General features: G+C 34.9%; 13 protein-coding genes and 1 tRNA gene. 5 read left to right on the forward strand and 9 right to left on the reverse strand.

Going from position 1 to position 21,280, the window contains the following annotated elements:
- Window positions 1-104 precede the first annotated feature (104 nt).
- Genes ACE939_RS09605 through ACE939_RS09625 form a run of 5 tightly spaced genes read left to right on the forward strand, consistent with a single transcriptional unit; the run spans window position 105 to window position 5,826 of the window.
- Entirely contained in the window at window positions 105-998 is an 894-nt protein-coding gene (locus ACE939_RS09605) for an alpha/beta hydrolase (RefSeq protein WP_378185261.1), read from the forward strand.
- Window positions 999-1,031: 33 nt separating this feature from the next.
- Window positions 1,032-1,841, forward strand: a complete 810-nt coding sequence (locus ACE939_RS09610) for an HAD family hydrolase (RefSeq protein WP_378185263.1) — start codon at window positions 1,032-1,034, stop codon at window positions 1,839-1,841.
- 4 nt (window positions 1,842-1,845) lie between these two features.
- Window positions 1,846-3,714 (forward strand): peptidase M61, encoded by a 1,869-nt coding sequence (locus tag ACE939_RS09615; RefSeq protein ID WP_378185265.1) that lies wholly within the window; start codon window positions 1,846-1,848, stop codon window positions 3,712-3,714.
- A gap of 20 nt (window positions 3,715-3,734) precedes the next feature.
- A complete protein-coding gene (locus ACE939_RS09620) occupies window positions 3,735-5,039 on the forward strand; it encodes a DUF819 domain-containing protein (protein ID WP_378185268.1) in 1,305 nt (434 codons plus the stop codon).
- A gap of 58 nt (window positions 5,040-5,097) precedes the next feature.
- Complete coding sequence (locus tag ACE939_RS09625; RefSeq protein ID WP_378185270.1) at window positions 5,098-5,826, forward strand: DUF4369 domain-containing protein; 729 nt, start codon at window positions 5,098-5,100, stop codon at window positions 5,824-5,826.
- Between the two features lie 63 nt (window positions 5,827-5,889).
- Here the strand turns inward: ACE939_RS09625 and ACE939_RS09630 are convergent.
- The 9 genes from ACE939_RS09630 to ACE939_RS09670 all read right to left on the reverse strand — a co-directional run bounded on the left by ACE939_RS09630 (window position 5,890) and on the right by ACE939_RS09670 (window position 21,274).
- Window positions 5,890-5,963: transfer RNA gene (locus ACE939_RS09630), tRNA-Thr, on the reverse strand.
- Window positions 5,964-6,021: 58 nt separating this feature from the next.
- Window positions 6,022-6,288: a hypothetical protein gene (locus ACE939_RS09635; RefSeq protein ID WP_378185272.1), complete on the reverse strand. Its 267-nt coding sequence runs from the start codon at window positions 6,286-6,288 to the stop codon at window positions 6,022-6,024.
- Between the two features lie 34 nt (window positions 6,289-6,322).
- Window positions 6,323-7,300, reverse strand: a complete 978-nt coding sequence (locus ACE939_RS09640) for a type I phosphomannose isomerase catalytic subunit (protein ID WP_378185274.1) — start codon at window positions 7,298-7,300, stop codon at window positions 6,323-6,325.
- A 220-nt stretch (window positions 7,301-7,520) separates the two neighbouring features.
- The gene (locus tag ACE939_RS09645; RefSeq protein ID WP_378185276.1) at window positions 7,521-7,931 is read right to left on the reverse strand and encodes a 6-pyruvoyl tetrahydropterin synthase family protein; all 411 of its coding nucleotides are present in this window, start codon (window positions 7,929-7,931) and stop codon (window positions 7,521-7,523) included.
- Window positions 7,928-8,446 (reverse strand): isopentenyl-diphosphate Delta-isomerase, encoded by a 519-nt coding sequence (gene idi / locus ACE939_RS09650; RefSeq protein WP_378185277.1) that lies wholly within the window; start codon window positions 8,444-8,446, stop codon window positions 7,928-7,930. The genes ACE939_RS09645 and idi overlap by 4 nt, the downstream gene beginning before the upstream one ends.
- A gap of 110 nt (window positions 8,447-8,556) precedes the next feature.
- Window positions 8,557-10,524: an OmpA family protein gene (locus tag ACE939_RS09655; protein WP_378185279.1), complete on the reverse strand. Its 1,968-nt coding sequence runs from the start codon at window positions 10,522-10,524 to the stop codon at window positions 8,557-8,559.
- A 17-nt stretch (window positions 10,525-10,541) separates the two neighbouring features.
- Window positions 10,542-11,489 carry a type IX secretion system membrane protein PorP/SprF gene (locus tag ACE939_RS09660; RefSeq protein ID WP_378185281.1) on the reverse strand — a complete coding sequence of 316 codons (948 nt, stop codon included), beginning with the start codon at window positions 11,487-11,489 and terminating at the stop codon, window positions 10,542-10,544.
- Between the two features lie 301 nt (window positions 11,490-11,790).
- Window positions 11,791-18,492: a gliding motility-associated C-terminal domain-containing protein gene (locus tag ACE939_RS09665; protein WP_378185283.1), complete on the reverse strand. Its 6,702-nt coding sequence runs from the start codon at window positions 18,490-18,492 to the stop codon at window positions 11,791-11,793.
- Between the two features lie 814 nt (window positions 18,493-19,306).
- A complete protein-coding gene (locus ACE939_RS09670) occupies window positions 19,307-21,274 on the reverse strand; it encodes an OmpA family protein (RefSeq protein WP_378185279.1) in 1,968 nt (655 codons plus the stop codon).
- Between the last annotated feature and the right edge of the window lie 6 nt (window positions 21,275-21,280).

Here is a 21,280-nt window from a genome sequence, read left to right on the forward strand (position 1 = left end):
TTTTACTATTAGATTTTGGAACTACTGTTTAAACAAAAAATGTAAGTAAAATGACCCCAAATTTTATGAGAATTTATTTAAGCACAGTGCTAGTATTCATAATTATGAGTAATTGTTTTTCTCAAGAAAAAGAATACAATACTGCAATTATAAAAATTAATCCATACGTTGAAGGTAATCTAGTGACTCCCTATGCTGATGAGAAGGTGCCTCTGGTTATTTTTATTATGGATGCTGGCGCAATAAACCGTGATGGCAATGATAGAATGTCAAAAAATGAAACCTTTAAAAAATTATCAAGAGAACTTGCTAAACATGGCATCGCCTCCTTTAGATATGATAAACGAATCTTTACGATGGATCGCATGGGGTTTAAAGAAAATGAAATTTCATTTAAAAACTTTATCAACGATGCGATAGAAATAATTGATTATTTTAAAAAGAATAATGATTATTCAAAAATAGTCCTTGCTGGACATGGTCAAGGCAGTCTTGTTGGCATGATAGCAGCCAAAGATAAAGCAGACGCTTTTATCAACATTGCTGGCAATGCAGAGACTATTGATAACGTAATTATTAATCAACTTACCGAGCAAGCTCCGGGTTTAGATAGAAGTGCTGCATTAGCATTTCAACAACTTAAACAAAATGGTAGAGCAACAGTATACGAGCCGGCTTTAGAATCAATTTTCAGATACGATCTCCAACCCTTTATGCGCACTTGGTTGGCGTATGATCCCAGTATCGAAATTGCTAAGTTAAAAATTCCTATCTTGTTGCTATATGGTAAAAAGGACATTCAAGTAAACCCTAATGAAGGAGTGAAGTTAAAAGAAGCTGCACCAAATGCATCACTGGTTCTTATCGATAACATGAATCATATTTTACGAGAAATTAAGGGTAATCGCTTGGAAAATCAAAAGTCTTATAATGAATCTTGGCGACCTATTATGCCCGAAGTCATCCAATCATTGGCGACATTTATTACTCAGCAATAGTGCAATATAATTTTCAACTAAATTTATAATTAGATGCCGTATCGAATTGTATTTACAGATATCGACGGAACTTTGTTAAATGCTGATCGCGAACTATCAAAGTTTACTATTCAGGAGATTCGACGTATAAAATCAGAGATCCCTGTAGTACTTATATCTTCTAGAATGCCTAGTGCAATGTACCATCTGCAAGAACAATTAGCTATTATAGATCAACCTTTAATCTGCTATAATGGCGGATTAATCGTTCATAACAACAATATAATTAGTTCGACCACCATACCTATAGAGCATGTTCAACAAATTGTAGAACAGTCTATTGACCTGCAGGTTCACCTAAGCCTGTACCACAAGGATGAGTGGTATGTGCCTTCTAATGACTTTTGGGCTAAGAGAGAAGCTAACAATACGAAAGTCACTCCAGTTGTACAAGATTTGAAATACACCGTGAACAAATGGAATACAGAAAACAAAGGGGCTCACAAAATTATGTGCATGGGTCAGGAAGAAAGTGTGACCAAAATGTATAATTATCTAAAAGATAATTTTGAGGGAGATCTTCATCTGTATCGCTCTAAGCCTACCTATATTGAAATAGCTTCTAAAACAATCTCAAAACAAACAGCAGTGCAACATTTATTGTCTACACATTATAACATTGATATAAAAAATGCAGTTGCATTTGGCGATAACTATAACGATATAGCTATGATAAAAGCTGTTGGTATAGGTGTAGCCGTAGCAAACGCAAAGGAGGAAACGTTAAAAGCTGCAAAACATGTAACACTTCACGCAAAACAAGATGGAGTTGCTCAATTTATTAAGGATCATATAATACTATAACGGCGTGATCAAAAGATTTTTTTTACTTGTTAGTATTGCAGTATTGGTTATAGCTTGTAAGACAAGTCAACCCACCTCTACCCCCTATATCTATGCTTCACCAATTCTTACAACGATTGATTTGACTAATGTTAAAGATGATAAAATTAAGGTAGTTTATAATCCCAATAATATAACACAAGATACGTTACTTTTTAACTTTCCGGCAATCATTCCTGGTACCTACACAATAGCTAATTACGGTGAATTTATAGAGAACCTTACAGCGCATGCAAAGGATGGCACATTGTTACATATAAAAAAGCATACTACAAATCAATGGATAATTTTTGATGCTAAAAAATTAGACAAAATAAGCTACTGGGTTAATGATACTTTTGACGATGAACAGAATCATACCATATTCTCACCTACTGGATCAAGTTATGAAAAAGATAAACTTTTTCTTCTTAATCTTCATGGATTAATTGGGTATTATGATGACTCAAAATTGAGAAAACACACTGTTTTGATACAATATCCATCTACGTTGCTCGGCACCACTGATTCAGTTTCTGAAGAAAATAGTAAACTTCCTTACAAAATTGATAAGTTATTATTCAAAACATATGCCTCACTTGTGGATACTCCTTTAATGTACCAAGCATATGCATCAGAAAAATTTACAATTGATGACATGGATGTGTTTCTTAATACATATTCTCCAAAAATGCGTCATACTGCAAAAACAATTAGACCCGAATTGGAACGGGTATTAAAAGCTCAAAAGAACTTTTTAGGAGATTTTAAAATTCCTACGCATTATGCTATTTTATTGTATTTATCCTCTGCCAGTAAAAATGACGCTAGAGGGTTTGGAGCTCTCGAGCATCACAATGCAACCTTAGCCGTTTTGCCAGAATCGCTATCATCAGATAATTTGAATGCCACTTTAGCAGATATTATTTCTCATGAATTCTTTCATATATTAACTCCGTTGCATCTACATTCTGAAGAAATTCACAACTATAATTATCAAAAGCCAGAAATGTCTAAACATCTATGGTTGTATGAAGGCATGACCGAGTATTTCTCTATGTTATTTCAAATTCATCAAGGATTAATTCTTAAGGAAGATTTTTATGCTCGAATAACCGAAAAGATTAATGCCTCTGTACAATATGATAGTTATTCATTTACCGAATTAAGCAAAAATATTTTAAAAGAACCATACAAAAGTAATTACCCTAATGTTTATCAAAAAGGAGCATTACTATCGCTATGTATCGATTTAATAATGAGAGAAGAAAGCAAAGGAGCTTATGGAGTTTTAGACCTTCTCAAAAACTTAATCTCATTATACGGTGACAATAAACCTTTTAATGACCAAGAGCTTTTTACTGCAATTGAAACTTTATCTTACCCATCGATAGCAACTTTTCTTGCCAATTCTGTAGCAGGCAACACCAGTATTGATTATAATTTTTACCTCAATAAGGCAGGGCTTGAACTTTCACAAAAACAAGTAGCTACTTCCTATTTTATACATGAAACTCAACCCTTACTCGAAGTCGATCTAGCTACTAAAGAAATTCGCTTTACTACTAACTCACCTCTCAATTCATTTTTACAAACTTTGGGTATTAAAGGTCACGATGTTCTTTTATCTATTGATGGTAAAAAATATACATCGAGTAATTTTTATGAAATTTTTGCAGATTCTAACCGCTGGATAGCTGGTCAAACAAAAACATTTATAATTAGAAGAGGATCTAAAAACATTACCCTGACAGCTATTACAAATACACCAACCACTGCCAAAACTGTAATAAAACAAATAGAGAACCCATCTCAGTTACAACAAGATGTCTTTAAAAATTGGATCAACGAATAACTTAATTAATACGCTTACTAATGGAAAATACTCCTTATTTCACAAATGACACGATAGTTTTTGGGATTCTTATGCTTTGTTTAGGTACTGTATTCTACACGGCCTCACTTACTAATACTTTTTGGAAAACATTCTACAAATACGTTCCCGCTTTATTACTGTGCTATCTTTTACCGGCTATTTTTAACTCTATTGGACTGATATCTCCAGAGTGGAAAGAGCTAGATAAGGATGGAAATCTTATCGAGCAATCATCTAGTGTTTATTATATAGCTAGTCGCTATTTACTACCAGCCTCCCTTGTCCTTATGACATTAAGCATAGACTTGAAAAGTGTTTTTAACCTAGGTCCGAAGGCTCTTATTATGTTCTTTACTGGTACTGTGGGGATAATCATTGGTGGCCCTATTGCTATTTTATTAATATCTATACTATCACCAGAAACGCTAGGAGGAGTTGGTTTTGATGCTGTATGGAGAGGATTATCCACGCTGGCGGGAAGTTGGATAGGAGGCGGTGCAAATCAAGCTGCTATGCTCGAGATCTATCAATACAATCCTGATAAATATGGTGGTATGGTATTGGTCGATATCGTTATAGCAAATATCTGGATGGCTATTATATTAATTGGTATCGATCGCAATAAAGCTATAGACACATGGCTCAAGGCAGATACCTCGGCTATAGAGGCTTTAAAAAACAAGGTAGCTAATTATACAGCTAGTATTTCAAGAACACCTAGTTTAACAGACTATATCGTTATGCTATCCATAGCATTTGTAGCTGTTGGGATTGCCCATTGGGGGGCAGGTGGGATTTCTAATTTCCTGTCAGAGAATTTCTCAATATTTAACGACAAAAGCTCGGCGCTATCCTCTTTTACTTCCACATTCTTTTGGCTGATAACTATTGCCACACTCATTGGGATAATACTGTCTTACACCAAAGTTAAGGAATACGAAGGTGCTGGAGCGAGTAAATTAGGAAGTATTTTTATATATATTTTGGTTGCCACAATAGGTATGAAAATGGATTTAGGAATGATCTTCGAAAACCCTGGGCTTTTAGTAATAGGTCTCGTATGGATGACTATTCATGCAGGATTGTTAATAGCAGTTGCAAAGTTAATCAAAGCACCCTACTTATTCTTGGCGGTTGGTAGTCAAGCAAACGTAGGAGGTGCAGCCTCGGCACCTGTAGTTGCTGCAGCATTTCATCCCTCGTTAGCCACTGTTGGTGTTCTACTCGCTGTTTTTGGCTATGTGGTGGGAACATATGGAGCTATTTTATGTACGATATTAATGGAAATTGCAGCAGCTGGCTAGTATAATATTTCAAATTGTAGCATCTTTGCGCAACATAAAATTAACTAACATATTATCGATGAAACACTACCTTACCATTATTACCATATGTTGCTTTTTAATAAGCTGTTCATCTCCAAAAAAAGGAAATGTAACTATTAATGGTACCGTAAAAGGTCTTAAAAAAGGGACTTTATACCTTCAAAGAATACAAGACACTATTTTGGTAAATATTGATTCCGTTGTTATTGCTGGAGATCCAAATTTTATCATGTCAACAGAGCTCAAGGAGCCAGAGGTATTGTATTTATATCTTGATAAAGAAGATGGAGCACAATACAATGATCGCTTAAACTTTTTTGCAGAACCAGGTGATATTACAATAGAAACCACCTTGACAGGCTTTGAAAAAGATGTGATGATCATTGGAGGCAAAAACGAAATAAAACTTCAGGAATTTAAGAAAATGAATCAGCGTTTTAATGATCGTAACCTACGATTAATTAAAGAAAACTTTGAGGCAAGTAAACAAAACGATCAGGATAAGCTGATGGAAAATGATGTTGCCTATAAAAAACTATTAAAACAAAAGTATCTGTATACTATTAATTTTGCAGTCACTAATCGCAAATTAGAAGTTTCACCTTATATAACTCTCAACGAAATTTTTGATGCTAATATTAAATTTTTAGATACTATTGCGAACTCTATGAGCCCTAGAGTAAGAAAATCTATGTATGGTAAACAATTAATTCAATATATTAAAGATCGTAAGGCAAAAGAAGCGTATAACGAAATAGCCAACTAAGAAAACGTAGCTTTATATAATAAAAAAAACTCCAGATAATTTATCTGGAGTTTTTGCTTTTTGAGCCGATGGAGGGACTCGAACCCACGACCTGCTGATTACAAATCAGCTGCTCTAGCCAGCTGAGCTACATCGGCGAAGCGGCTGCAAATATAAATTTTGATTTTATATTTGCAAATACTTTTTTAAAAAAAATTATAAAGAATTTACTTTTTCTATCAATTCAATTGCTTTCTTTTCTAAATCTTCGCGTACTGCTTTAAAGTGCGCTGCATAATTCTCAACTTTACGCTCATTCACGCGAACCATTAAACTATCAAAAGTATTAATTGCCTCAGAAATTATATTTTCTGAAGCTTGTTTATCTGCCTCTGGATTATGTGCCTGCCATAAATACACAGCTTCTATAATATCACCCAAAACATAATTTATATCTTTCTTAAGATCTCTTTTATTTGCCATTATATAAAATTTTATGCAAAACTACTCTTTTCAATTAAATGTACACTTGTAAAAGTTTCGAAAATTTAGAATTTAGCGATAATTCTTTTATCGCTGCTGGAACTAATGCTGTTTGACCCGCTTTTAAGCTAACTGTATTAGTAGATGCAGAGATTGCTACCTCTCCCTCTACACACATGTATACTACGAATGAATCAAAGGTTTTATGAGACATGATTATTGTATCGGTAACTTCAATTAATTCAGTTTTAAAATGTGTACAATGAACTAGAGGTGTATTTTTATTAGGACGAGAGCTATAATCGATCTTATACTTTTCATTACTATCAAAATCTATGGATGCCAAGGCTTCTTGTTGGTGCAACTCTCGACTATTACCAAGTTTATCAACACGATCCCAATCATACACTCGGTAGGTTATGTCTGATGTTTGTTGTATCTCGGCAATGAGTACACCTGCTCCGATAGCATGAATAAGACCCGAATACACAAAAAAAACATCCCCTTTTTTTACAGCTTCATAGTGAAGAATATCTTTTATAGTTTTATTACCTACATGCTTTTGGTATAAATCCTTATCTACTTTTTTATTAAATCCTATAATGATATTCGCATCCTTTTCCGCATCGACAACGTACCACATTTCAGTTTTACCTAAAGAATTATGCTTTGCCATCGCTATTTCATCTCCTGGGTGTAATTGTACTGAAAGATCCTCTTTTGCGTCAATAAACTTGATTAGTAAAGGAAATTTATTACCAAAACGTTCACTGTTTTTTTTACCCAATAGATTCGATGAAAAGTTTTGAGTTATTTCACTAAGAGATTTACCAGTTAGAGTTCCATTACAAATGATCGAACTTTCGCCGTCTACATCACTAATCTCCCAACTCTCACCTAATGTATTTGAAGATGATTGTTTTCCTAAAATTGTTCTAAGCTTATTGCCTCCCCAAATCTTTTCTTTTAAAATTGGTTCAAATTGAAGTATATATAAAGATTGATTATTCATTTATTTATTTCTTTTTTTGGGGTCTTTACTTCGAAATATCATTTATAATCTTTACTTAGTTAACCATTTTATATTGAAAACTTCTTTTAAACGTTTATTCATTCTTTTACTTCTCAAAGAATCAAAAAATTCAAAATGCTTGTTACTTTTTATGCTAGATTTATTAAAAAGGAAACAACAGTTGCTGTAAATCTAAGCTATAATCAATATTATTAATCGTTTATTCTCCTCGATATATTACAAAGTTACGCGGAGTTTCATATAGGGTGACTTCTATATCGAATTTTAAAGCCAGTTTCTTTCTAAGTTTTTTCCAAATTACAATCGCTATATTTTCTACTGTTGGATTTAATTCTTTGAACTCTACTACTTCTTCATTTAGATTTTTGTGATCTAAGCTATCTTCTATTTCGGTTTTAATATATTCTTTCAAAATCTTTAAGTCAATTAGATAACCAGTCTCTGGATCAACTTCACCTGTTACTGCCACAATTAGTTCGTAATTGTGGCCATGATAAAGAGGATTGCTACATTTACCAAAAACTTCCTGATTCTTTTTGTCACTCCATTCTTTTTTATAAAGTCTATGAGCTGCATTAAAATGAGCAGTTCTGCAAGCGGTTATTTTCATAAGGTGATATGCGAATAAAACTTTTCAAAAATAATTTTAAACCATGCAGTATAGCGGTCTGGTGAGACTTCAATATCTTCACGAATATCCTCTAGAGACATCCATTTCCATGCAGCAACTTCATCCGTATTGATATTAGGGTTATCTTCATAAGTACCTACCAAGATATGATCATACTCATGCTCTGTTAATCCATTATCAAAAGGAGCTTTATAAATAAATGAAATAGTATCCTTTAACGTTGTGGTAAACCCCATTTCTTCCTGCAATCTTCGCCGACCCGCTATAATATTAGTTTCACCTTCTCGTTGATGACTACAGCACGTATTGGTCCAGAGTCCTGGAGAATGATACTTTTGTAATGCTCGTTGCTGAAGCATTAATTGGTTTTTTTTATTAAGAATGAAGACAGAAAAAGCTCTGTGCAACATAGCTTTTTGGTGAGCTTCCATCTTTGGCATCAAGCCAATTTGCTCGTCTTTTTCATTAACTAAAATTACCTTTTCTTCCTCCATGCTTTAGTATTCTGCCAAAAATACAAAATCATACTAGCAAATCATAATCTATAATTTATTATACTTTTTGTGAGGTTTAATTTTTTTATGATCATCTAATTATTCTTGTCTTAATTTTCAATTACAATAAATTCACTTCTTCTATTTTTCTCATGCTCTTCATCAGAACATTCGGCACCAGTTACACAATCATTTAATAATTGTTCTTCTCCAAATCCTTTGTAAGCAATACGGCTTCTATCGATTTGACCAATAATTGCGATGTAATTCTCTGTCTTTTTAGCTCGTCTAGCACTTAGTTTTAGATTATAGTCGGCAGAAGCTCTACTATCTGTATGGGAGCGTATTTCGATTTTCATCGTAGGGTTTTGCTGCATTACTTCTATAACTTTTGCCAACTCTACCTTTGCATCATCTCGTATTAAATAGTCATCAAAATCAAAATGAATAGGCTCTAGATCCAATATATCATTGAGATCGTCTCCTTCTGTAACCATCACTTCCTTCTCAATCTTTCTAGTGCGTATAGGAGATAGTTCCTTCTCCTGCTCTAATACAGAGGTTGTTCTAAAAACAGTTTCTTGTGCACTATATCCCTCCTGCTCTATCCTAACTATGTAGGCTCTATCACAGTCTAGATTTTCAAACCTGTAGACTCCTGCTGCATCTGATAGCATACGATCTACTTCAACATTCTCTTCTGTTAATAAAATTACTGTGGCTCCAGTTAATAGTGCATTGGTTTTATCATCATATACTTTTCCTTTTACATATTGTGTACAGCTTGTTATTAGTTTTCCTGTTTGCTCAAAGCTATATACATCGTCTTTACCTAAACCTCCTTCTCTATTACTTGATAAAAATCCTTTTTTAGTCTCGGGGTTGATAATAAATCCAAAATCATCTTCGGTGCTATTGATGGGTCTTCCTACATTAAATGGTCTTTTAAAGCTTGCTTCTTCTTTGACCGAGATAAAAACGTCAAGACCTCCTAGGCCCATATGTCCATCACTCGAGAAATAAAGCTCTCCGTTTTCACTAATAAATGGATACGTCTCTCTACCCTCTGTATTTATGTTATCCCCTAAATTGATAGGAGTTCCAAAAGAACCATCCTCATATACGTCGACAACAAATATATCTGACAATCCAACAGTACCTGGCATATCACTAACAAAATATAGTTGGGTTCCCTCCCGATTTATGGTCGGATGAGCTACAGAGTACTCATCACTATTGAAAGGAAGCTCTTCGATGTTTTCCCAAACAGAACCATTTATCTGGGCTCTGTATAACTTCAAAAGCATCGTTCCATTTGCATCTGCGCCTTTTATATTATTGGTGTAATTATTTCGTGTAAAGTAAACTGTTTTTCCATCACTTGTAAAGGATGTAGTAGATTCATGAAATTTGGTGTTGGCCTCTCCTTTTAATTTGCGGGGTTTGCTTAGTGTATCTGGATCATTACTTATTTGTGATACATACAGATCCAAGAAAGGCATATTGTTCCATTTATGAACACTTTTGGTCATTTTACCTCCCTCTCTTGAGGATGCAAATACTAACTCTTCGTTATAATTAAAACTTGGAGCATGATCAGAAAATTTTGAATTGATTGCTAAGTTGGACATATTGAATTTACCTGATTGTAAATCAATAAATTTTAAATAATCCTCGGCATTAGTAAAAAAATCAGCACGCTTATCAAAGTTTATCAATTCTCTGAATAACTCCATAACACGGTCAGAATCTTCGTAGCGTTTTATACTTTTTAAACCTTGAGAGTAGCGAAATAAATAATCAGTACCCATATCATCTTTATACGACTCATACAATTTCTCATACCAAGTAACAGAGTTTTTTAGATCTCCATTAAAATAATATGAATCCCCTAGCTTCTTGTATAAACTAGCAGAAGAATATCCTTTTTTGGCAACATTAAGATAGATTTGTCTAGCATCTACATAGGCGTATCTACTAAACTTCTCATCGGCTTTGGCTAATTGTTTCTCTTGTCCAAAGAGATTACAGGTTAGTATTAGAGCAATTATTACTATAGTTTCTATTTTTGAGGTCATAATCGTTTCTGTTTTGGTTAAAAAAAGCGAGGTGTTAAGATTCTATCATAACTTTTAAATAGCTCAAATCTAACCATGAGCTCATAACTACCCGAATTAAATTTTGCAGTTCCTAGTTCTGTTATTTCTCGATCGTAGGACAAACCTATTAAAACACCATCAGAAACCTGAAAACCAAGAAGTGCACTCCAAGCAGCACTCCATCGATAAGCCCCTCCAACCGTAAAGCGATCATAAAGTAAAAAATTAGCCGAAACATCCACTTGAAGTGGAGTTCCTGTGACTAGCTTTGTCAAAAGCGCTGGCTTAAATTTAACATTTGAACTTATATCAAATACATGTCCTGCTATCAAATAATAATTAATGCGCTCTTTGGCTATAACTGAAGTTGTATTGGAAGTCTCAACAGTACTTTGCTCATCAAAGTGATCTGTTTCTAAAATATTAGGAGCGCTCAATCCTAAATAAAAAACATCTGTGAAATAATAAAGCCCTACGCCTAAATTAGGACTAAATTTATTATTAATATTGCTCTCAAAACTTGGATCATTTATATTATATTTTGTCAATCTATTAAAATCAACATTTAATAAGTGACCCCCTGCTTTGACACCAAAACTTAGTTGTGCTTTTTCTGAGGTTCTAATGGTGTATGAAAAATCTACATCAAAATATGTTTCACTTGTGGGGCCGATTTGATCATTGATCACAGAAAAACCTACACCTATCTGGTTATCGATACCCAAAGGTGTATTTACCGATAGCGTTTGAGATCTAGGTGCTCCTTCCACACCTACCCATTGACTTCTATGAAGACCTGTAATACTTAAAGCTCCACGACTCCCTGCATACGCTGGATTAACACTAATAGTATTATACATATATTGGGTATATTGAGCATCCTGTTGTGCGTGAATTGGCATAGAAAATATGCAAATCATTGCTATAAGTAATAATATTTTCATGGTTTTGGTTTTAATGTGTTCATTGTATTTTATAGACAAGAAATCAATCCTACTAGGTGTGGTATTAAATCATTACTTACAAGGATATCTTTAACTACTACTTATCAAGTTGGATTTAAAAACGTATACAGATGAAGTACTTGGTGTCGCAAGCATCTGATCAATATGCCTTTTTACAGAAAATATTGTTGTTGATGATATAAAATTCTACCAAACAATTCTTTCTCTTTCTATTAATAGCTACTAATTAATAATGCATAATATCAATCAATTTCTTTCTTCATTATTGTATAAGCTATACTTATCTATTTAGATATACGTAGCCCACTTTGTTCATGGTTTCGTTATCTTGATTTTTATATTCTAAAACATAATAATAAGTACCTACAGGTAATTGATCTTCTTGTTTTACCGTAACTCGACCCGTACTCATTCCAGTAAAGAAGGTGCTTCCAGGTTGTTCATAACCATTCTCTGCAAATACCTGAACGCCCCAACGGTTATAAATGCGTAGTGTGTTTTCTGGATATCTTTGCAAACCTGGTATTCTAAATTCGTCATTAGAACCATCGCCGTTTGCACTTATTGCAGAATAAACTATAAGACCATCATCCTGGCCAAATGGCGTGATTGTTTCATTCTCTCCATCACCATCATTATCTTGATCGATGGAGGAGTCACTTGTTGGATCATCGGATAGATCTGTTACTTCATCACCATTAGGGTCGGTTCCTCTAACTAGCGCTTGATTAACTACATTTCCATTTGCAACATCCCATTCGGTAATTACATAACTAGCCGTGTAGGTGGTCGTATCTGTCTCACCTGGAGCTAAGTCAAAAGGTGCTCCTGTTAACACAATACCTTCTAAAGGATCTTCTAAGGTTATGTTACTAATCGTAACGTTCCCATTGTTTGTAATGCTAAAATTATATGCAACCTGATCGCCTGCATTAGGTATACCATCTTCGTTAACATCAATATATACACCCGTTTTTACAAGATCTAAATTTGGTAATTGCTCAATAAGAGTAACGGTTATATCATTTGTAGGATCGCTATCTCCATCTGTATCAATTGTTTCATCTCCGTTATCAGAAACATCTGTAACACCATTCCCAAGGCTATCAGTTCCAATCGCAGTGGCACTATTGATCACCTCTCCGGTATTAATATCCTCCTGTGTAATCTCATAAGTAGCTGTTGCTACACCTTGTTCTCCTGGTGCTAATGTAGACGGAGTGATTGCTATTGACGGGGTTCCTAATAGAGGATCATCAACGATAATATTATTAATATCTATATTTCCAGAATTTAAAACTTGAAACGTATAAACGATTTCGTCTCCTACAGTATTTCCATTCGTTACTCCAGTTTTTGTTAAAACAAACTGTGGTGATGTTACAGTAATATTTATTGTTGCTATATCACAAATAGAAGGATCTGCAATACTACATAAAGTATAAGAGATCGTATAATTGCCAGATGTCGCCCCTGCAATTACTTCTACTTCTCCGGTAGCTTGATTCAAACCTATTCCATCAGCTAGCACTGGGTCATTAACACTATTTATAAAGACATTAGAACCCAAAATAACTCCATTATTATTCAAGACATCATTAGTATTTACAACTTGGATAGCATTTCCTCCCATTATACCATCTACAACCACTGTATCATCTAAAGCATCTAAACATATTGGTGTTACACTAGAAATCGTTTGTCCACACCCATTATCGGAAACAGTTATATCAACATCCATTCCTGCGGTAACATTATTTATTCTCCAAACATTTCCAGATATATTACTAACTGTACCTAGTGTACTTGTTACAGTACCTCTACTAACGGTAACCTCTAATTCGTAAGTTGTCGAATTAAGTGAACATGTAGGAGCTGTACTTATCACTATTGTAGGCAAAGCGTTTACCGTAGTGGTGATACCTGAACTGACAGCTGAACAATTTGTCGTGGTATTTACTACACGCACCGTAACTACTTCCCCATTAGATAAAGTTGTCGTGGTGTATGTTGCTGTAGCGGATTGTGCTTGTACACTTACACCATCTACAAAAAACTCATACTGATCCCCTCCACTTCCTGTAAAGGTTACACTATCGCCTGCGCAAATGGTATTGTCTGAATCACTACTACTTATCCCTGCCGTAGGCAAAGCGTTTACCGTAGTGGTGATACCTGAACTAACAGCTGAACAATTTGTCGTGGTATTTACTACACGAACCGTAACTACTTCCCCATTAGATAAAGTTGTCGTGGTGTATGTTGCTGTAGCGGATTGTGCTTGTACACTTACACCATCTACAAAAAACTCATACTGATCCCCTCCACTTCCTGTAAAGGTTACACTATCGCCTGCGCAAATGGTATTGTCTGAATCACTACTACTTATCCCTGCCGTAGGCAAAGCGTTTACCGTAGTGGTGATACCTGAACTAACAGCTGAACAATTTGTCGTGGTATTTACTACACGAACCGTAACTACTTCCCCATTAGATAAAGTTGTCGTGGTGTATGTTGCTGTAGCGGATTGTGCTTGTACACTTACACCATCTACAAAAAACTCATACTGATCCCCTCCACTTCCTGTAAAGGTTACACTATCGCCTGCGCAAATGGTATTGTCTGAATCACTACTACTTATCCCTGCCGTAGGCAAAGCGTTTACCGTAGTGGTGATACCTGAACTAACAGCTGAACAATTTGTCGTGGTATTTACTACACGCACCGTAACTACTTCCCCATTAGATAAAGTTGTCGTGGTATATGTTGCTGTAGCGGATTGTGCTTGTACACTTACACCATCTACAAAAAACTCATACTGATCTCCTCCACTTCCTGTAAAGGTTACACTATCGCCTGCGCAAATTATATTGTCTGAATCACTACTACTTATCCCTGCCGTAGGCAAAGCGTTTACCGTAGTGGTGATACCTGAACTGACAGCTGAACAATTTGTCGTGGTATTTACTACACGCACCGTAACTACTTCCCCATTAGATAAAGTTGTCGTCGTGTATGTTGCTGTAGCGGATTGTGCTTGTACACTTACACCATCTACAAAAAACTCATACTGATCTCCTCCACTTCCTGTAAAGGTTACACTATCGCCTGCGCAAATGGTATTATCTGAATCACTACTACTTATCCCTGCCGTAGTAGAATTCACAGTTAATATAGCAGTATCAGAAATAAGAATACCACAAACAGACGTTGTACTAGAGACCAATAACCTATATTGATTTCCGTTATCCGAAGTTGCTGCATTCGTAATTGTCAGCGTTTCTGATGTAGTTGTACTATGAATTCCAGTATCGTTAAGATCAACAAATAGTGTACCGTTGAAGATCTGCCATTGATAGGAATCACCATTAACAGTCACCGCTTCAAAAGTAGTATCTCCTCCTACACAGATCTCTCGATCTACAGGTTGCGTAGTAATTGATACAGATCCAGCAGTAGTTACATTACTATTTGTCCCAAGTGTATAATCAACTCCTGTCTCGTTCACTAAACCATTGCTATCTACCGTGGCTGGATCAGTAGTTCCAAATTGACCCCCGTCACCTCCATCGGCATTTGGATCATCATAGGCTTCATTAGCATCGCTACATCCATCTCCATCACTATCAAGATTTAAAAAATCAAAAGACCCATCACTCCCTGTATCTATGGGGGGCGTACCTGTATCTGGTCCATTAGCCGTTTCTATTGCATCTGCTAATCCGTCGGTATCAGTATCACCCGTAGCAGGCGTATCCATTGCATCTACTTTTCCGTCATCATTGCTATCCAGACTCCCAGTACCTACTTCGTCTATATCATAAATACCATCATTATCACTATCCAAATCTTGTGAGTTAGGCACACCATCATTATCTGTATCACATAATAAATAAAGACCAAAGGCTACTCCTTGTCTACCATTGATGGAAAGAATATCAACATCGATAGTACTCGAATTTTCTGAATAAAAAATTGAGTTACCTCCAGAAGTCTCTGTATCTTCAACATCCAAAACTTTTGTTCCTTCACCTGTAAAGTTACCTCCTGTATTTATAGTTTCTAACAATCTCCAATTACCTCCATTGGTTGTGAATGTTATTCTTTCTTCTGGATCTGCCGTGGCTTCTCCATCCAAAGCAATAATATCCAATGGAAATGCTACTCCTGCTTTGGTAGCGGTAAATGTAACTCTAAATGAAACATGTGCATCCAAAGCTCCTAATAACGCTTCTTGAGTTCCTGGCGTATTGTATAATTGATGAATGAATGCTCCTGCAAATGTATTTAAGTCTGTGGGAGTGTATGAACTCGCATTGGTAGCATTAGAAACATTTGAGAAAGTGGCGGTGATTGACAACCCATCGGGTAAAACAAAAGTTTGCGTATCTCCATTTTGAATTCCGTTACTCAAATCAACTCCATCCCAGTTAAAAATATACAACTGATCTTGAAATGAACCAGAACCTGAGTTTGAATTAGCTACACTTGGTTGATCACATCTACCTTCAACACTATCCAAAATCCCATCATTATCATCATCAAGATCACAGCTATTGTTTAAACCATCGGCATCGGGATCATTTGCTGTTGGCGTACCAACTATAGTTCCGTTTGAACAATCAGGTCCTACTGTTACGGTTCTAACTTCAGAAATACATACATTATTTAAGTGCGTAATGGTTACTTGATATTCTCCATAATCTGAAGCGGTTATCGTACCAAAATCAAAGGTCTGACCTGTAGCTCCCGATTCTGTGGGGGTAACTACAACGGCTCCAGAACCATCATCAAAGGTCCAAGTATATACTAAATCATTAGAAACATTGGTAGCTGTACCTGCTGCATAGTTGGGCTCAAAAAGGGGGCCTCCGTTCCAAACATCGGTTTGTGTAGCAACCGCATCCGACGAAATTATGAACGTATCCCCTTCATTAACACTTACTACGCCATCAATAGTTGTGTCATTTGTATATCCTATAGGCAAGATTTCATTCCCTGTTACACCATTGTAACCGCCAGTTACATTAGTTCCTATAACTTGACCGTTACTATCATAAGAATAAGGAGCTTCTCCTATAATACCATCATCATCTGGATCATTACCCCCTGATTCTACAACATCAAAGCACCCATCTCCATCACTATCTAGTTCAAATCTATTGATGATACCATCTCCATCAGAATCGGTACATACAAAAATATCTGAGGTTAGTATAGGGTTGGTGATACTTGCATTACCAGCAGAATTTACATTGGATAATACAAAAGAAACTCCAGATAAGCAGTCTAAACTAAAAGACTCATCCCATACCCAATTTGGATTACTACTATCCATATAGGGTAAGGCATTGACTCTTCCTATTTTTGAATCTAACATTAATTGAATACTACCATCACTTATTAATAACTCGGGATTTCCTTCATCAAGCCATGGTCTCCATTCATTATTGTCATCCAGATCAAAAATTCCAAAATTAAACTCCGTTGTATTTGCGCCTCGTACATTATCAAAAATATTTTGGTCAAAATATAAACGTTCAACACCATCTATAATCAAACGAAGCCCATCATCAAAACCGTCGAAGGAGAAACGAAACTCGCAGCCTTCGTATACATCATTACCATTTATTGTCGTATTGATCGTATAAGTAGAAGGAAACTCGACATTACCTGTTCCCGATCCAGAAACTCCTGTCCCAACAACTCTTACTGGATAGCCACCAGTACTCGATTGTGTGTCAGTTCCTGTAAGATCTACTGTAGACGTATTGGTTGCACATTCTTCTGTATCCAAAATCCCATCATTATCGTCATCAAGATCTATAATATCTGAAATCGTATCGACATCACTATCGATATCTGGTCTAATAACAACTCTCAAAATATCTGCTGTACTAGAATCATCTGTTTGATTAGCCATAGCTGCAGAGGTTTGATTTATTATCTTAGTCCCATTGGTTCCTGAATCGACTGTAGCATCAATTGTTAAGATAGCTGTATTGCCATTATTTAAATCACCTATATTCCATAAACCAGAACCATCATCATATGAATTTACTGTACCACCTACAGCAGTAGCACTAGAAAAGGTAACTCCCGATGGAAGCACATCTGTTAATGCTACAGATGTAGCATCATCTGGACCATTATTAACTACAGTTATTGTATACGTTATAGTCTCATTTTCTAAAGGTATTGCATTATCAACACTTTTCTGGGTTACCAAATCTGACGTCAATACTGTAGTATCCTCGGTAGTAAATGAAATGGGTTGAAACGCCAACCCAAACAACGTTGGAGTTGTAGAAATTCCTACATCCCGCAAAACTCCAGCGCGATACGTGAACGTTTGTATTCTTGGATAATTAGTACGCACTAAAAAATTTGCATCGGCAGTATTTCCTGGATTTCCTAGTGTTGTACTTGATTCGAATCGGCCTCCTCCTAGATAATTAAGCTGAGTAGGATCATTGACTACATAGCTTCCAAAACTTGAAATAACAACATACTCTCTTACCTCACCTCCATCACCATCTACATCATAAGAATATGCATCTACTTCTATATCTATTGGAATTGAATTATCTGTGTTTAAAACAAATTCAAATCTAAAATCAACAAAAGCACCATCTGCTGATCCATTTACTATAGTAGCGCCATCTAGTTGTACCGTTGGATTAAAATCGGAAATTCCTGTCGCTAAAACAGAGGTATTATCATCAAAAGACGTTAGTGTCGCTGCCTGTGCATTTGTGATCGTTACAAGGGCATCTACATCGATCCCACCAGAAATAGTAGTTACATTGGCAAAACGATATTGAGTTCCAACAGCGAGTGGCGCACCTGAATTTACAATAACAGCATTTTGAAAATCTAAAAGTTGTTGGGCATTTGCGAAAAGTGAAAAAGACAATAAAAAAATAAGAAGAAAATTTTTATAGGTATAATTTTCACATAGGGGTAGAGTAAAATTTTTCATATATTGTTGGTCTTACACTATATGACTTAAACTTATAGGTTGGTTATACTTTTATAGTCAGATAATGAAATTAGGGGTAAACCGTTAAATACTTACTGCAAATATTGCAAAAAAATTAACGAATTAACACTTTTTCTTACACTATTTACTTGTAAACCTGACAAAAAGTATGTTTTACGTGTTAAAAAACACATTTATAAACAATAAATTTGAAATTTTTTCTTGACACTAAAAGTTTTATAAATCAGGGATTTCTCCCCTTTTTTTTAAAAAACATCAATTGAATATAATCACCAAATATCTGAGAAAGAGAAAATGATTTTTTTCCTTGATTTTTTTTTAAATATTTACAATACAGTACTTTAATAAATTTATATGTTTAATCCATGAAGTTAACCTGATCAAATTTGATTAAATAAATTAGTGAAATAAAAAATCATTTTTTACTAAATATGTTGATCATAAGATGTTTATTTCAATGAGAAAATATATTGAAATTTTGAAGTTCAAATTTTCAATATATTTTTTTAGTAAAATTTTAAATTTGAAACAGAATAATTAATAAAATCATAGTATTTCACCTAATTTTTATTTAAATCATTGTATTATTACCTCAAATTTTAAAAAATTAACACTTTTATTTAACGATATTTTTCTACGATTAACATCCCAAACAATAAGTTAAGTTACTCTTGTTTGGGACGATAATTACCTCTATCTTTCTACTAATTGTAATATAAAATACATTAAAAATGGTGTCTTTTAAAAACTTTATCAGTTAACAAACTTCCAAATTTTAAAGTTTTATTATGTCCTAATTTTCAATTACAATAAATTCACTTCTTCTATTTTTCTCATGCTCTTCATCAGAACATTCGGCACCAGTTACACAATCATTTAATAATTGTTCTTCTCCAAATCCTTTGTAAGCAATACGGCTTCTATCGATTTGACCAATAATTGCGATGTAATTCTCTGTCTTTTTAGCTCGTCTAGCACTTAGTTTTAGATTATAGTCGGCAGAAGCTCTACTATCTGTATGGGAGCGTATTTCGATTTTCATCGTAGGGTTTTGCTGCATTACTTCTATAACTTTTGCCAACTCTACCTTTGCATCATCTCGTATTAAATAGTCATCAAAATCAAAATGAATAGGCTCTAGATCCAATATATCATTGAGATCGTCTCCTTCTGTAACCATCACTTCCTTCTCAATCTTTCTAGTGCGTATAGGAGATAGTTCCTTCTCCTGCTCTAATACAGAGGTTGTTCTAAAAACAGTTTCTTGTGCACTATATCCCTCCTGCTCTATCCTAACTATGTAGGCTCTATCACAGTCTAGATTTTCAAACCTGTAGACTCCTGCTGCATCTGATAGCATACGATCTACTTCAACATTCTCTTCTGTTAATAAAATTACTGTGGCTCCAGTTAATAGTGCATTGGTTTTATCATCATATACTTTTCCTTTTACATATTGTGTACAGCTTGTTATTAGTTTTCCTGTTTGCTCAAAGCTATATACATCGTCTTTACCTAAACCTCCTTCTCTATTACTTGATAAAAATCCTTTTTTAGTCTCGGGGTTGATAATAAATCCAAAATCATCTTCGGTGCTATTGATGGGTCTTCCTACATTAAATGGTCTTTTAAAGCTTGCTTCTTCTTTGACCGAGATAAAAACGTCAAGACCTCCTAGGCCCATATGTCCATCACTCGAGAAATAAAGCTCTCCGTTTTCACTAATAAATGGATACGTCTCTCTACCCTCTGTATTTATGTTATCCCCTAAATTGATAGGAGTTCCAAAAGAACCATCCTCATATACGTCGACAACAAATATATCTGACAATCCAACAGTACCTGGCATATCACTAACAAAATATAGTTGGGTTCCCTCCCGATTTATGGTCGGATGAGCTACAGAGTACTCATCACTATTGAAAGGAAGCTCTTCGATGTTTTCCCAAACAGAACCATTTATCTGGGCTCTGTATAACTTCAAAAGCATCGTTCCATTTGCATCTGCGCCTTTTATATTATTGGTGTAATTATTTCGTGTAAAGTAAACTGTTTTTCCATCACTTGTAAAGGATGTAGTAGATTCATGAAATTTGGTGTTGGCCTCTCCTTTTAATTTGCGGGGTTTGCTTAGTGTATCTGGATCATTACTTATTTGTGATACATACAGATCCAAGAAAGGCATATTGTTCCATTTATGAACACTTTTGGTCATTTTACCTCCCTCTCTTGAGGATGCAAATACTAACTCTTCGTTATAATTAAAACTTGGAGCATGATCAGAAAATTTTGAATTGATTGCTAAGTTGGACATATTGAATTTACCTGATTGTAAATCAATAAATTTTAAATAATCCTCGGCATTAGTAAAAAAATCAGCACGCTTATCAAAGTTTATCAATTCTCTGAATAACTCCATAACACGGTCAGAATCTTCGTAGCGTTTTATACTTTTTAAACCTTGAGAGTAGCGAAATAAATAATCAGTACCCATATCATCTTTATACGACTCATACAATTTCTCATACCAAGTAACAGAGTTTTTTAGATCTCCATTAAAATAATATGAATCCCCTAGCTTCTTGTATAAACTAGCAGAAGAATATCCTTTTTTGGCAACATTAAGATAGATTTGTCTAGCATCTACATAGGCGTATCTACTAAACTTCTCATCGGCTTTGGCTAATTGTTTCTCTTGTCCAAAGAGATTACAGGTTAGTATTAGAGCAATTATTACTATAGTTTCTATTTTTGAGGTCATAATCGT

Origin of the sequence: Aquimarina rhodophyticola (genome assembly GCF_042434915.1) — a bacterium.
In the GTDB taxonomy this organism is placed as follows: Bacteria; Bacteroidota; Bacteroidia; order Flavobacteriales; family Flavobacteriaceae; genus Aquimarina.

What these genes read in the sequence shown, in the direction of transcription:
- ACE939_RS09640 (WP_378185274.1), bottom strand. Translation starts at nt 7,300, where the DNA reads ATGAATAATCAATCTTTATATATACTTCAATTTGAACCAATTTTAAAA.
- ACE939_RS09645 (WP_378185276.1), bottom strand. Translation starts at nt 7,931, where the DNA reads ATGAAAATAACCGCTTGCAGAACTGCTCATTTTAATGCAGCTCATAGA.
- ACE939_RS09635 (WP_378185272.1), bottom strand. Translation starts at nt 6,288, where the DNA reads ATGGCAAATAAAAGAGATCTTAAGAAAGATATAAATTATGTTTTGGGT.
- ACE939_RS09605 (WP_378185261.1), top strand. Translation starts at nt 105, where the DNA reads ATGAGTAATTGTTTTTCTCAAGAAAAAGAATACAATACTGCAATTATA.
- idi (WP_378185277.1), bottom strand. Translation starts at nt 8,446, where the DNA reads ATGGAGGAAGAAAAGGTAATTTTAGTTAATGAAAAAGACGAGCAAATT.
- ACE939_RS09655 (WP_378185279.1), bottom strand. Translation starts at nt 10,524, where the DNA reads ATGACCTCAAAAATAGAAACTATAGTAATAATTGCTCTAATACTAACC.
- ACE939_RS09620 (WP_378185268.1), top strand. Translation starts at nt 3,735, where the DNA reads ATGGAAAATACTCCTTATTTCACAAATGACACGATAGTTTTTGGGATT.
- ACE939_RS09610 (WP_378185263.1), top strand. Translation starts at nt 1,032, where the DNA reads ATGCCGTATCGAATTGTATTTACAGATATCGACGGAACTTTGTTAAAT.
- ACE939_RS09670 (WP_378185279.1), bottom strand. Translation starts at nt 21,274, where the DNA reads ATGACCTCAAAAATAGAAACTATAGTAATAATTGCTCTAATACTAACC.
- ACE939_RS09660 (WP_378185281.1), bottom strand. Translation starts at nt 11,489, where the DNA reads ATGAAAATATTATTACTTATAGCAATGATTTGCATATTTTCTATGCCA.
- ACE939_RS09625 (WP_378185270.1), top strand. Translation starts at nt 5,098, where the DNA reads ATGAAACACTACCTTACCATTATTACCATATGTTGCTTTTTAATAAGC.
- ACE939_RS09665 (WP_378185283.1), bottom strand. Translation starts at nt 18,492, where the DNA reads ATGAAAAATTTTACTCTACCCCTATGTGAAAATTATACCTATAAAAAT.